The following is a 13,516-nucleotide window of genomic DNA, read 5'->3' on the forward strand; positions in this document are numbered from 1 at the left end:
CCTCAACCCAGCAGCGAAATGTCGGCAACACCGAGGAACAGACCACGCAGACGCGCCAGCAGCGCGTAACGGTTGGCCCGCACATTGGCGTCGTCGGCATTGACCATCACCGCGTCGAAGAACGCATCTACCGGCTCACGCAAAGCCGCCAGGCGTGCCAGCGATTCGTTGTACTGACGCGCTGCCGCCATTGGCTGCACCGCTTGATCCGCTTGCTGGATCGCCGAGTACAGAGAGAACTCGTTGGCGTTGTCGAAGTACTTGGCTTGCACCTCGGTCGGTACCGCGCCTTCGAGTTTGCTCAACAGGTTCGACACACGCTTGTTCACCGCCGCCAGCGCTGCCGCTTCCGGCAGTTTGCGGAAGGCTTGCACTGCTTGCACACGCTGGTCGAAGTCCAGCGCCGAACCCGGCTTCAGGGCACGCACCGACAGGTAAGTGGCGACTTCAACGCCTTCGTCTTCGTAACGCGCACGCAGACGGTCGAAGATGAATTCCAGTACGGACTCGTTGAGGCCGGCAGCCTTGACCTTGGCGCCGAACGCAGTCACGGCGAAAGCCACGGCGTCGTTCAGGTCGAGGTCGAGTTTTTTCTCGATCAGGATGCGCAGCACACCGAGGGCCGCACGGCGCAGGGCATACGGGTCTTTGCTGCCGGTTGGCAGCATGCCGATACCGAAGATCCCGACCAGGGTGTCGAGCTTGTCAGCGATCGCGACGGCCGCACCGGTCAGGGTCGCCGGCAATTCAGCACCAGCACCGCGTGGCATGTACTGCTCGTTGAGCGCCAGCGCGACGTCTTCCGGCTCGCCGTCATTGAGGGCGTAGTAGTAACCGGCGACACCTTGCATCTCCGGGAACTCGCCGACCATTTCGGTGGCCAGGTCACACTTCGACAGCAGACCTGCGCGCGCAGCCCACGAGGCATTGCCGCCAATGCGTGCGGCGATGTACGCAGCCAGTTTCGATACGCGCTCGGCCTTGTCGTAGACGCTGCCGAGTTTTTCCTGGAACACCACGTTCTTCAGGCGATCATTGAAAGCTTCGAGTTTCTGCTTCTTGTCTTGCTTGAAGAAGAACTCGGCGTCGGTCAGACGTGGACGAACCACTTTTTCGTTACCGGCGACGATCTGCTGCGGGTCTTTGCTTTCGATGTTGGCCACAGTAATGAAACGTGGCAGCAACTTGCCGTCGGCATCCAGCAGGCAGAAGTACTTCTGGTTGTCCTGCATGGTGGTGATCAGGGCTTCTTGCGGCACGTCGAGGAAACGCTCCTCGAACGAGCAGACCAGCGGCACCGGCCATTCGACCAGCGCGGTCACTTCGTCGAGCAGTGCCGGCGGAACGATTGCCGTGCCTTCCTGACGGGTGGCCAGTTCTTCGGTGCGCTTGCTGATGATCTCGCGACGCTCGTTGGCATCGGCCAATACGTAAGCGGCACGCAGGTCGGCGAGGTAGCTCGACGGCGAACCGATGCGCACGCTTTCCGGGTGATGGAAGCGGTGACCACGGGAATCACGGCCAGCCTTCTGCGCGAGGATGGTGCAGTCGATGACCTGGTCACCGAGCAGCATCACCAGCCATTGGGTCGGACGCACGAACTCTTCCTTGCGCGCACCCCAACGCATGCGTTTCGGGATCGGCAGGTCGTTCAGCGAGTCTTCGACGATGGTCGGCAGCAGGCTCGCGGTCGGCTTGCCGGCGATGCTCTGGCTGTAACGCAGTTTCGGGCCGCTCTGATCGATTTCGCTCAGATCGACGCCGCACTTCTTGGCGAAGCCCAGTGCTGCTTGCGTTGGATTGCCGTCAGCGTCGAACGCCGCCTGACGTGGCGGGCCGTCGAGGTTGATACTGCGATCCGGTTGCTGGGTAGCCAGCGCGGTGATCAGCACAGCCAGACGACGCGGTGCGGCGTAGACAGTTTTAGTCTCGTAGCTCAGGCCAGCGGCGTGCAGGCCCTTGTCGATACCGGCGAGGAACGCTTCAGCCAAGGTGTTCAGGGCTTTCGGTGGCAGTTCTTCGGTGCCCAGTTCAACCAGAAAATCTTGCGCACTCATTGTGCTGCCTCCAGCTTGGCCAGTACTTCGTCACGCAGGTCCGGGGTCGCCATCGGGAAGCCCAGCTTGGCGCGCGCCAGCAGGTAGGCTTGCGCAACGGAACGCGCCAGGGTGCGTACGCGCAGAATGTATTGCTGACGCGCGGTCACCGAGATCGCCCGGCGTGCATCCAGCAGGTTGAAGGTGTGCGACGCCTTCAACACCATTTCGTAGCTCGGCAACGGCAGCGGCTGGTCGAGTTCGATCAGGCGTTTGGCTTCGCTTTCATAGAAGTCGAACAGTTCGAACAGCTTGTCGACGTTGGCGTGTTCGAAGTTGTAAGTGGACTGTTCCACTTCGTTCTGGTGGAACACGTCGCCGTAGGTCACCTTGCCAAACGGACCGTCAGCCCAGACCAGGTCGTAGACCGAGTCCACGCCTTGCAGGTACATGGCCAGACGCTCGAGACCGTAAGTGATCTCGCCGGTCACCGGGTAGCACTCGATGCCGCCCGCCTGCTGGAAGTAAGTGAACTGAGTCACTTCCATGCCGTTGAGCCAGACTTCCCAGCCCAGACCCCAGGCGCCGAGAGTCGGCGATTCCCAGTTGTCTTCGACGAAGCGAATGTCGTGGACCAGCGGGTCCAGGCCGACATGCTTGAGCGAGCCCAGGTACAGTTCCTGGAAGTTATCCGGGTTCGGCTTCAGGACGACCTGGAACTGATAGTAGTGCTGCAGACGGTTCGGGTTTTCGCCGTAGCGGCCGTCAGTCGGACGGCGGCTTGGCTGCACGTAGGCGGCGTTCCAGGTTTCCGGGCCGATGGCGCGGAGGAAGGTCGCGGTGTGGAAAGTGCCGGCGCCTACTTCCATATCGTAGGGCTGAAGTACCACGCAACCTTGCTCGGCCCAGTATTGCTGGAGCGCGAGGATCAAGTCTTGGAAGGTACGCACGGCTGGCGTAGGCTGGCTCACGAAATTCACCTGTTTCTTGGGCTGCGATTTAAAGAGCGGGAGTATACCCGATTCAGTCGCACCTCCACCCCCTGGAGCCTTATGCCACGCTGCTTTTGGTGTACCGAAGATCCGCTGTACATGGCTTATCACGATCAGGAGTGGGGCACGCCGCTACGCGATGCGCAGGGTTTGTTCGAGTTGCTTTTGCTCGAAGGGTTCCAGGCCGGGCTGTCCTGGATCACCGTGTTGCGCAAGCGCGAGCGTTATCGCGAGGTGTTGTTCGGCTTCGACGTACAGCGCGTGGCGCAGATGAGCGACGCTGAAATCGACGAATTGATGCTCGATCCTGGGATCATCCGCAACCGCCTGAAACTCAACGCCGCCCGGCGTAATGCCCAGGCCTGGCTGGCGCTGGAGGACCCGGTGGCGTTCCTCTGGTCGTTCGTCGGTGACCAACCGATCATCAATCATTTCAAGGATCGCAGCGAAGTCCCGGCGATCACCCCCGAAGCGCTGGCGATGAGCAAAGCCTTGAAAAAGGCCGGATTCACGTTCGTCGGCCCGACCATTTGCTACGCACTGATGCAGGCCTCGGGCATGGTCATGGACCACACTCAGGACTGCGACCGCTACGCGCAGCTCGTCAACGCCGGTTAGAATGGCCGCCTCGCGCACCGCACAAGATCAGGAGTGACCTGTGGAAAAGTTTAAAGGCGCCTTGCTGGTAGGCGCTCTGCGGCTGTTTGCCCTGCTGCCATGGCGGGCCGTGCAGGCCGTAGGTTCGGCGATTGGCTGGATCATGTGGAAAACCCCCAACCGTTCCCGCGAAGTGGTGCGGATCAACCTTGCGAAATGTTTTCCACAGATGGATGCCGCCGAACGTGAACGTCTGGTCGGCCAAAGCCTGAAAGACATCGGCAAGTCGCTGACCGAAAGCGCCTGCGCGTGGATCTGGCCGGCGCAGCGCTCGATCGATCTGGTGCGCGAAGTCGAAGGTCTCGACATCCTCAAGAATGCCTTGGCCTCGGGCAAAGGCGTGGTCGGCATCACCAGCCATTTAGGCAATTGGGAAGTGCTCAATCACTTCTATTGCAGCCAGTGCAAACCGATCATTTTCTACCGTCCGCCGAAGCTCAAGGCTGTGGACGAATTGCTGCGCAAACAGCGTGTGCAATTGGGCAACAAAGTCGCTGCTTCCACCAAGGAAGGCATCCTCAGTGTGATCAAGGAAGTGCGCAAAGGTGGTGCAGTGGGCATTCCTGCTGACCCGGAACCGGCCGAATCCGCCGGGATCTTCGTGCCGTTCTTCGCCACTCAAGCGCTGACCAGCAAATTCGTGCCGAACATGCTCGCCGGTGGCAAAGCCGTCGGTGTGTTCCTGCATGCGCTGCGCCTGCCCGACGGTTCCGGCTACAAAGTGATCCTCGAAGCCGCGCCAGAAGCCATGTACAGCACCGATACCGCCGAATCCTGCGCCGCGATGAGTAAAGTCGTCGAGCGTTACGTCGCCGCGTACCCGAGCCAGTACATGTGGAGCATGAAGCGCTTCAAGAAGCGTCCGCCGGGCGAAGAGCGCTGGTACTGAGCTGATTGGCATGATCTGTGGATAACCTCACTGGCGAGGTTATCCACAACCGTTCATCAAAGGGCGCAACAAGATGTCCGAACAACGCAAATCCTTCCGCATCAAGATTACCCACGACAGCTTTGGCGAATGCCTCGGGCAGACGCGCAACCTGTCGCCTACCGGGGTGTTTGTGCAGCATCCGGTTTTGGCTTCTTTGCCCAAAGGCGCAGTGGTTTACGGCGAGGTGCAGGGTTTACCCACAGGCGCGCCGCGGGTGCGGATGGAAGTGGTGACGGTAGATGCCGACGGGATCGGTCTTCGCTACCTTTGATTTATAGCGCCTGACGGTCAAGCTTCTTCAGAAACACCGTCATTTCCTTCTCGGCCTGCTTGTCGCCATGGGCGCGGGCCGCTTCCAGACCTTGTTCCCACGCATTACGCGCGACGGCGTGATCGCCCAGCGCCAGATGCGCTTTGCCCAACAGCTTCCAGGCTGCCGAATATTTCGGATCGAAGCCGACACAACGTTCAAAGTGCTCGGCGGCCTTGGCATTTTCACCCAGATCCAGATAACCCTTGCCCAGGCCGAAGCGCAGCAGGGAGTTATCCACACCCTTGGCGAGCATTTTTTCCAGGGATTCGAGCATCGGTGGATTCCTTTCTTGGGACTGTCAGGTGTTGATGGGGTTTAGTGAGACCGCCTTCGCGAGCAGGCTCGCTCCCACAGGGGAAACGTATTCCAAATGTGGGAGCGAGCCTGCTCGCGAAGGCGCCAGTGCCGTCAGCGCAAACCTCAAAAGAAGCTCAACCCCACATGAAATAGCTTCTCCACATCGCGAATATGCTTTTTATCCACAAGGAACAGGATCACATGGTCGCCTGCTTCGATCACCGTGTCGTCGTGGGCGATGATCACTTGCTCGTTGCGAATGACCGCGCCAATGGTGGTGCCGGGCGGCAGGCCAATCTTCTCGATGGGCTTGCCGATGACCTTGCTCGACTTCGCATCACCGTGGGCAATCGCCTCGATGGCTTCTGCCGCACCGCGGCGCAGTGAGTGCACGCTGACGATATCGCCACGACGCACGTGCGCCAGCAAGGTGCCGATGGTCGCCAGTTGCGGGCTGATGGCGATGTCGATATCGCCGCCCTGAATCAGATCGACGTAGGCCGGGTTGTTGATGATCGTCATGACCTTCTTCGCCCCCAGCCGTTTGGCCAGCAGCGACGACATGATGTTGGCTTCGTCATCGTTGGTCAGGGCGAGGAAGATATCGGCGTCGGCAATGTTCTCCTCCATCAGTAAATCACGATCTGATGCACTGCCCTGCAGCACCACGGTGCTGTCGAGGGTGTCGGAGAGATAACGGCAACGCGCCGGATTCATCTCGATGATCTTCACCTGATAACGGCTTTCGATGGCCTCGGCCAGACGTTCACCGATCTGCCCGCCACCGGCAATGACGATGCGTTTGTAGGTTTCGTCGAGGCGGCGCATTTCGCTCATCACCGCGCGAATATTCTCACGGGCGGCGATGAAAAAGACTTCGTCATCGGCCTCGATCACCGTGTCGCCCTGCGGCAGGATTGGTCGGTCGCGACGGAAAATCGCTGCCACGCGGGTTTCGACATTCGGCATGTGCTCACGCAACTGCCGCAGTTGCTGACCCACCAGCGGCCCGCCGTAATAGGCGCGCACCGCTACCAGTTGCGCTGCACCCTCGGCGAAGTCGATCACCTGCAACGCGCCCGGATGCTGGATCAGGCGCTTGATGTAGTTGGTCACCACCTGCTCGGGGCTGATCAGCACGTCGACCGGAATCGCTTCGTTCTGGAACAGTTGCTCCTCGCGATTGAGGTAGGACGCTTCGCGCACCCGGGCGATTTTGGTCGGGGTGTGGAACAGCGTGTGGGCGACCTGGCAGGCGACCATGTTGGTTTCGTCGCTGTTGGTCACCGCCACCAGCATGTCCGCGTCGTCGGCGCCGGCCTGACGCAGCACCGACGGCAGCGAGCCCCGGCCCTGCACGGTGCGGATGTCGAGGCGGTCGCCGAGGTCGCGCAGGCGCTCACCGTCGGTGTCGACTACCGTAATATCGTTGGCCTCGCTGGCCAGATGTTCTGCCAGCGAACCGCCGACCTGTCCTGCACCGAGGATGATGATTTTCATCCAGTCACTCCGTTAAATCCGTTTAGCTGCGTGCGGCAGCAATCTTGATCAGCTTGGCGTAGTAGAACCCGTCATGCCCACCTTGCTGGGCCAGCAGTTGGCGACCATGGGGCTGTTTGATTCCGGCCGACGTGGCCAGATCCAGTTCACGGGCGCCTGGGGTACGCTCAAGGAACGCAGCGATGACTTCGGTATTCTCGGTCGGCAGCGTCGAGCAGGTGGCGTACAGCAGGATGCCGCCGACTTCGAGGGTTTTCCACATCGCGTCGAGCAGTTCGCCTTGCAGTTGCGCGAGGGCGACGATGTCGTCCGGCTGACGGGTCAGCTTGATGTCCGGATGGCGGCGGATCACGCCGGTCGCCGAGCACGGCGCGTCTAGCAGAATGCGCTGGAACGGTTTGCCGTCCCACCACTTTTCGGTATCGCGACCGTCGGCGGCGATCAGTTCGGCGTTCAGACCGAGGCGTTCAAGGTTCTCCTTGACCCGCACCAGACGCTTGGCTTCCAGATCCACCGCCACTACACCGGCCAGCGCCGGTTCGGCTTCGAGGATGTGGCAAGTCTTGCCGCCCGGCGCGCAGCAGGCGTCGAGCACGCGTTGCCCCGGCGCCAGATCGAGCAGATCGGCGGCCAGTTGCGCCGCTTCGTCCTGCACGCTGATCCAGCCTTCGGCGAAACCAGGCAGGCTGCGTACGTCGGCGGCGGCTTCGAGAATGATGCCGTCGCGACTGTACACACATGGCGTCGCGGCAATCCCGGCCTCCGTCAGCAAGCCGAGATAGGCGTCGCGGCTGTGGTGACGGCGGTTGACCCGCAGGATCATCGGCGGATGCGCATTGTTCGCCTCGCAAATCGCTTCCCACTGCTCCGGCCAGAAGGCCTTCAGGGATTTTTGCAGCCAGCGCGGGTGAGCGGTACGCACCACTGGGTCACGTTCCAGCTCGGCGAAAATCGTTTCGCTTTCGCGCTGGGCATTGCGCAGCACGGCGTTGAGCAGGCCCTTGGCCCAAGGTTTTTTTAGCTTGTCGGCGCAACCGACGGTTTCGCCGATGGCGGCATGGGCCGGCACGCGGGTGTAGAGCAATTGGTAGAGACCGACCAGCAGCAGCGCTTCGACATCGGCGTCGGCAGCCTTGAACGGTTTCTGCAGCAGCTTCTCGGCCAGTGCCGACAGGCGTGGCTGCCAGCGCGCAGTGCCGAAGGCCAGATCCTGAGTGAAGCCGCGATCACGATCCTCGACCTTGTCCAGTTGCGTCGGCAGGGAGCTGTTCAACGAGGCTTTGCCGCTGAGCACGGCGGCGAGTGCCTTGGCGGCGGCCAGACGCGGGTTCATTGCGCGTCCACCGCTGCGCCGAGCACGGTGCCGACAGCGAATTTCTCTCGACGGCTGTTGAACAGGTCGCTGAAGTTCAGCGCCTTGCCACCCGGCAATTGCAGGCGGGTCATGCACAGCGCCCGCTCGCCGCAAGCGACGACCAAACCGTCCTTGCTGGCGCTGAGGATTTCACCCGGCGCGCCTTTACCTTCGGCGAGTGTCGCCGCCAGTACTTTCAGCGCTTCACCGTTGAGGGTGCTGTGGGTGATCGGCCATGGGTTGAAGGCGCGCACCAGGCGTTCCAGCTCAACGGCCGGACGGCTCCAGTCGATGCGTGCTTCGTCTTTGTTCAGCTTATGCGCGTAAGTGGCGCGCTCATCGTTCTGCACTTCACCTTCCAGCGTGCCTGCAGCCAGACCGGCAATCGCCTGGACCACGGCGGGCGGGCCCATTTCGGCGAGGCGGTCGTGCAGCGTGCCGCCGGTGTCTTCGCCGGTGATCGGCGTGACGACCTTGAGCAGCATCGGTCCGGTGTCGAGGCCCGCTTCCATGCGCATCACGGTCACGCCGCTTTCCGCGTCACCGTGTTCGACGGCGCGCTGAATCGGCGCCGCACCGCGCCAGCGTGGCAGCAAGGAGGCGTGGCTGTTGATGCAGCCCAGACGCGGGATATCCAGCACCACTTGCGGCAGGATCAAGCCGTAGGCGACCACCACCAGCAAGTCCGGCTTCAGTGCGGCCAGTTCTGCCTGAGCGTCAGCGTTGCGCAACGTCGGCGGCTGCAACACCTGGATATTATTTTCCAGGGCGAGCTGTTTGACCGGGCTTGGCATCAGTTTTTGCCCGCGACCGGCCGGACGATCCGGTTGGGTGTAGACCGCAACGATCTCGTAAGGGCTATTCAGCAGGGCCTTGAGGTGTTCGGCGGCGAATTCCGGGGTGCCGGCAAAAACGATGCGCAGTGGCTCAGTCATGAAGGGCGTCTCATAAAAAGAAAAAGGCTTGCCGCAGCAAGCCTTTGAAGAGGGGCATCAAGCGTTCTGGCGGTGCTGCTTTTCCAGTTTCTTCTTGATCCGGTCGCGTTTGAGCGTGGACAGGTAATCGACGAACAATTTGCCGTTGAGGTGGTCGCATTCGTGCTGGATGCACACCGCGAGCAGGCCTTCGGCGATCAGCTCATAGGGCTTGCCGTCGCGGTCCAGCGCCTTGATCTTGACCTTTTGCGGGCGGTCGACGTTTTCGTAGAAACCCGGTACCGACAGGCAGCCTTCCTGGTATTGGTCCATTTCGTCGGTCAGCGATTCGAACTCGGGGTTGATGAACACCCGCGGTTCGGTGCGGTCTTCGGAAAGGTCCATCACGACGATACGTTTGTGCACGTTGACTTGGGTCGCGGCAAGGCCGATGCCCGGCGCTTCATACATTGTTTCAAACATGTCATCGACCAACTGACGCACTTCGTCGTCCACTACAGCCACAGGCTTGGCGATAGTGCGCAGACGCGGGTCCGGGAATTCGAGGATGTTTAAAATGGCCATAGGCTTTGATTGCTGCACACGTTGAGTAAAGTCGGGCGATGGCCTGGCAGGTCCGAAGATGCAGGCTACCGTTGTGAAGCGTAGCTTGTGCATTTTGCACAAGCGAGCCACGGGGGCTCTGACGGTTCACGCGAATGCACATGATAAAGGGATTCACTGCATGAGGAAAACACTACTCGCCCTGCTGCTGTTGGCTTCGGCCGGCGTGGCGCAAGGGCAAGTGCAACTCAGGGATGGTTTTCCACAGCAATACACGGTGGTTTCGGGGGATACGCTCTGGGACATTTCCGGCAAATACCTGCGCGAGCCCTGGCAGTGGCCACAACTGTGGCGGGCCAATCCGCAAATCGAAAACCCCAACCTGATCTATCCCGGCGACACGCTGACGCTCAGCTATGTCGACGGCCAACCACGTCTGACCCTTAATCGCGGCGAGTCGCGCGGCACCATCAAGCTCTCGCCACGCATTCGCACCAGCCCGGTGGCCGAGGCTATTCCGAGCATTCCGCTGAAATCCATCAACAGCTTTTTGCTGAGCAACCGCATCGTCGACAAGGTCGAGGACTTCGACAAGGCGCCGTACATCGTTGCCGGCGATGCCGAACGCGTGCTCAGCGGTACCGGTGACCGAATTTTCGCTCGCGGCCATTTCGACCCGGATCAACCGGTCTACGGCATCTTCCGTCAGGGCAAGGTCTACACCGATCCACAGACCAAGGAGTTCCTGGGAATCAACGCCGACGACATCGGCGGCGGCGAAATCGTCGCCACTGAAGGCGACGTCGCCACCCTCGCCCTGCAACGCACCACCCAGGAAGTGCGCCTTGGCGACCGTTTGTTCAGCGGCGAAGAGCGCTCGATCAACTCGACCTTCATGCCCAGCGCGCCAACGACCAGCATCAACGGCGTGATCATCGATGTGCCGCGCGGTGTCACCCAGATCGGCGTGATGGACGTGGTCACCCTGAACAAGGGCAAGCGCGACGGTCTGGCCGAAGGCAACGTGCTGGTGGTAATGAAAACCGGTGAAACCGTGCGCGACCGCATCACTGGCCAGCCGCTGAAAATTCCCGATGAACGCGCCGGGTTGCTGATGGTGTTCCGCACCTACGACAAACTCAGCTACGGCCTCGTCCTCAACGCATCGCGCTCGCTCGCGGTGCTCGACAAGGTGCGCAATCCGTAAGCGTGCTTCACAAGTTACCAACAGAGTTATCCACAGCTTGTTCCGAATGGTTCGGGGCTTATAACGATCAAGGATGATCCATCATGTTGCCTGTCTGTACGCCGGTTTCCCCGGCGGAACTGGAAGCGCGTCTGCGCCTGCACCGCTTGCCGGATGTTGGCCCGAAGCGTTTTGCCAAATTGCTCGAAGCCTTCGGCTCGGCCTCCAAAGCCATCAGCGCGCCGGCCAGCGCCTGGCGTTCTCTCGGTTTGCCGGCGGCGTGCGCCGAAGCGCGGCGCTGCCCCGAAGTTCGCGACGGCGCCAGCCATGCAATGCGCTGGCTAGAGCGTCCGGATCAGCATTTGCTGATGTGGGACCAACCCGATTACCCCGCATTGCTGGCGCAGATTCCCGACCCGCCGCCAATGTTGTTCGTGGCCGGTGATCCGCAGATTCTGGAAAAACCGCAACTGGCGATGGTCGGCAGTCGCCGCGCCTCGCGTCCGGGCATGGATACTGCCGCAGCGTTTTCCCGCAGCCTTGCCGGTGCCGGTTTTGTCATCACCAGCGGATTGGCACTGGGTATCGATGCCGCTGCGCATCAGGCCGCGCTGGATGTTGGCGGGTTGACGGTCGGTGTCCTCGGCACGGGGCTGGAAAATTTTTATCCACAGCGCAACCGCCGCCTGGCTGACGCGATGATTGCGTGCGGCAGCGCAGTGCTTTCCGAGTTTCCGCTGGATGCCGGGCCAACGGCGAGCAACTTCCCGCGACGTAACCGCATCATCAGCGGTTTGTCCCTCGGCGTGCTGGTGGTCGAGGCCAGCGTCGCCAGCGGTTCGCTGATCACCGCACGGCTGGCGGCGGAACAGGGACGCGAGGTTTACGCGATTCCCGGTTCGATCCATCACCCCGGCGCACGCGGTTGCCATCAGCTGATCCGCGATGGCGCGGTGCTGGTGGAAACCATTGAGCACATCCTCGAAGCCTTGCGTGGTTGGCAACATCTGCCGCTATCCACTGACACGGCGAAAGCCGATCACCCGTTGCTCATCCTGCTCCATGCCGCCCCGCACACCAGCGAAGGCTTGGCTGACAGCAGCGGCTGGACATTGCCCAAAGTGCTGGTGGCACTCACCGAGCTGGAAATGGATGGCCGTGCAGTGTGCGAAAACGGTCGCTGGTTGGCCAGGACACGCTAGGTTTTACAAGGAAGATCGGTAAACTGCGCGAAACCTGTTTGCGGAGAGTTTTTTCATGGTTAACAGTTGGCGTGTGCAACAAGCCGCACGAGAGATTCGCGCCGGGGCGGTGATTGCCTATCCAACCGAAGCCGTCTGGGGGCTGGGTTGCGACCCATGGAACGAAGAGGCCGTGGATCGGTTGCTGGCGATCAAGAATCGTTCGGTGGTCAAAGGTCTGATTCTGGTTGCCGACAACATTCGCCAGTTCGACTTCCTGTTCGAAGACTTCCCGCAAGAATGGATCGACCGCATGGCCAGCACCTGGCCGGGGCCGAACACCTGGCTGGTGCCGCATCAGGGCTTGCTCCCGGAATGGGTGACCGGCATGCACGACACCGTCGCGCTGCGGGTCAGTGATCATCCGCAAGTACGCGATCTGTGCTCGATGGTCGGGCCGTTGATTTCGACCTCAGCCAACCCGCAGGGCCGCCCGGCGGCGCGCACGCGATTGCGTGTCGAGCAGTATTTCCGTGGGCAGATCGATCTGATACTGGGCGGGCAACTGGGTGGGCGCAAGAACCCCAGCGTGATTCGTGATCTGGCGACCGGCAAAGTCATTCGTCCCGACTGATTCAGCCTCGAACATTTGTAGCGTGAGTACTCCTCGCCTTGATGGCGAGGAGTACTACACGTGCCTGCGATTTATCCTGCAATGAAGCTGGTTGTTGCGTCGGAAAAATCATCAACTATCTGAATCAACTGAATTTTCCCACCTGATTATCAGACCGCGTTTCGTGGCGGTATCGCCAAAAGCAACCATCCTTTCCCTGCACTCGAAACACTTCGATAAGTTAAGGTCTGCGGAGAAAGAATGGACACTACGGATTTGCAACTCACGGATTACCTGCAGGCGCTCCAGGTGACGTTAAACAGTCATCAGGAGGGTTGCCGTATCGTGATGCTTGAAGCGGGGTCGGATACCCAGGTGTTCGATCGGTTTATCGATCGGCAATTTCGGCTTCGGCTGCAGCATTACATGCTGACGTCCAGGGCGCGGATGCTCGAAACCCGACTGGCGACACGGTCGCGCAGTACCCACTTTCTGCTGTATCGGCACGAGCAATTGCTGGCGGTATTGAGGGCCACTCCGGCGCCGTTCGAGTGGGCATCACTGGCGCAGCAACATGTTTCGCCCACGGTGGCGTTGTCACGCCATGTCGAACTCAGTCGCTTGATCTCGTACGCGCCCAGCCAACAGCCCATTGCCGTCGACAGTCTGCTGGCGGCCGCTGCCGAGTGGGCCATAAAACAGGGCTATCTAGGTGTCACCGCGTTGTGCAGGGCATCGCAGCTGCGCCTGTACCAGCGTTTCGGTCTGATGCCGGTCGCCTCCAATCCCTTGCATATCGAACAGCGCGCACGCGGGGATTACTGGGTGTTGTCAGCCGAGTGGCGGCAAATCCTCGCCGCGTTGCAACAGCCTGATTCCGCGAATGTCGGCCATTGGGCGCCAAGACCGTTGGCGGCTCATCCACCGCAGTACTGAACACGCTCGAAGCGTCCTGCCAGTCATGGTCCTGAAACCCTG

The 13,516-nt window shown here is 60.9% G+C and carries 14 protein-coding genes; 7 read left to right on the forward strand and 7 right to left on the reverse strand.

Annotated features, from left to right (window positions below):
- Positions 1–2: 2 nt before the first annotated feature.
- Both glyS and glyQ read right to left on the reverse strand, forming a co-directional pair.
- Complete coding sequence (glyS, locus tag HU754_RS01080) at positions 3–2,057, reverse strand: glycine--tRNA ligase subunit beta (protein ID WP_186620324.1); 2,055 nt, start codon at positions 2,055–2,057, stop codon at positions 3–5.
- A complete protein-coding gene (glyQ, locus tag HU754_RS01085) occupies positions 2,054–3,007 on the reverse strand; it encodes a glycine--tRNA ligase subunit alpha (protein ID WP_003187265.1) in 954 nt (317 codons plus the stop codon). The genes glyS and glyQ overlap by 4 nt, the downstream gene beginning before the upstream one ends.
- Positions 3,008–3,088: 81 nt before the next feature.
- On the opposite strand from glyQ, the gene HU754_RS01090 reads away from it, so the two are divergent.
- From HU754_RS01090 to HU754_RS01100, 3 genes are all read left to right on the forward strand, one after another.
- The gene (locus HU754_RS01090) at positions 3,089–3,646 is read left to right on the forward strand and encodes a DNA-3-methyladenine glycosylase I (protein ID WP_186620326.1); all 558 of its coding nucleotides are present in this window, start codon (positions 3,089–3,091) and stop codon (positions 3,644–3,646) included.
- Positions 3,647–3,686: 40 nt separating this feature from the next.
- Positions 3,687–4,574 (forward strand): lysophospholipid acyltransferase, encoded by an 888-nt coding sequence (locus HU754_RS01095; protein WP_093429542.1) that lies wholly within the window; start codon positions 3,687–3,689, stop codon positions 4,572–4,574.
- Between the two features lie 73 nt (positions 4,575–4,647).
- Entirely contained in the window at positions 4,648–4,887 is a 240-nt protein-coding gene (locus HU754_RS01100) for a PilZ domain-containing protein (protein WP_095049573.1), read from the forward strand.
- Position 4,888: 1 nt separating this feature from the next.
- On the opposite strand, the gene HU754_RS01105 is transcribed toward HU754_RS01100, so the two are convergent.
- From HU754_RS01105 to def, 5 genes are all read right to left on the reverse strand, one after another.
- The gene (locus tag HU754_RS01105; protein WP_186620329.1) at positions 4,889–5,203 is read right to left on the reverse strand and encodes a tetratricopeptide repeat protein; all 315 of its coding nucleotides are present in this window, start codon (positions 5,201–5,203) and stop codon (positions 4,889–4,891) included.
- 146 nt (positions 5,204–5,349) lie between these two features.
- Positions 5,350–6,726, reverse strand: a complete 1,377-nt coding sequence (trkA, locus tag HU754_RS01110; RefSeq protein WP_093429539.1) for a Trk system potassium transporter TrkA — start codon at positions 6,724–6,726, stop codon at positions 5,350–5,352.
- Between the two features lie 22 nt (positions 6,727–6,748).
- Positions 6,749–8,059 (reverse strand): 16S rRNA (cytosine(967)-C(5))-methyltransferase RsmB, encoded by a 1,311-nt coding sequence (gene rsmB / locus HU754_RS01115; RefSeq protein ID WP_093429538.1) that lies wholly within the window; start codon positions 8,057–8,059, stop codon positions 6,749–6,751.
- The gene (gene fmt, locus HU754_RS01120) at positions 8,056–9,015 is read right to left on the reverse strand and encodes a methionyl-tRNA formyltransferase (protein ID WP_186620331.1); all 960 of its coding nucleotides are present in this window, start codon (positions 9,013–9,015) and stop codon (positions 8,056–8,058) included. Before fmt ends, rsmB begins: the two co-directional genes overlap by 4 nt.
- 57 nt (positions 9,016–9,072) lie before the next feature.
- Complete coding sequence (gene def / locus HU754_RS01125) at positions 9,073–9,579, reverse strand: peptide deformylase (RefSeq protein WP_016984087.1); 507 nt, start codon at positions 9,577–9,579, stop codon at positions 9,073–9,075.
- Between the two features lie 160 nt (positions 9,580–9,739).
- Between def and HU754_RS01130 the strand changes: the two genes are divergently transcribed.
- The 4 genes from HU754_RS01130 to HU754_RS01145 all read left to right on the forward strand — a co-directional run bounded on the left by HU754_RS01130 (position 9,740) and on the right by HU754_RS01145 (position 13,474).
- Positions 9,740–10,765 carry a LysM peptidoglycan-binding domain-containing protein gene (locus HU754_RS01130; RefSeq protein ID WP_077575172.1) on the forward strand — a complete coding sequence of 342 codons (1,026 nt, stop codon included), beginning with the start codon at positions 9,740–9,742 and terminating at the stop codon, positions 10,763–10,765.
- An 80-nt stretch (positions 10,766–10,845) separates the two neighbouring features.
- Positions 10,846–11,946, forward strand: coding sequence for a DNA-processing protein DprA (gene dprA, locus HU754_RS01135; protein WP_186620439.1), 1,101 nt, complete (start codon positions 10,846–10,848; stop codon positions 11,944–11,946).
- 55 nt (positions 11,947–12,001) lie between these two features.
- A complete protein-coding gene (gene tsaC / locus HU754_RS01140; protein ID WP_093429535.1) occupies positions 12,002–12,559 on the forward strand; it encodes an L-threonylcarbamoyladenylate synthase type 1 TsaC in 558 nt (185 codons plus the stop codon).
- A 240-nt stretch (positions 12,560–12,799) separates the two neighbouring features.
- Entirely contained in the window at positions 12,800–13,474 is a 675-nt protein-coding gene (locus HU754_RS01145; protein ID WP_099757606.1) for a hypothetical protein, read from the forward strand.
- The last annotated feature ends 42 nt before the right edge of the window (positions 13,475–13,516 follow it).

Source organism: Pseudomonas zeae (assembly GCF_014268485.2).
GTDB lineage: Bacteria > Pseudomonadota > Gammaproteobacteria > Pseudomonadales > Pseudomonadaceae > Aquipseudomonas > Aquipseudomonas neuropathica.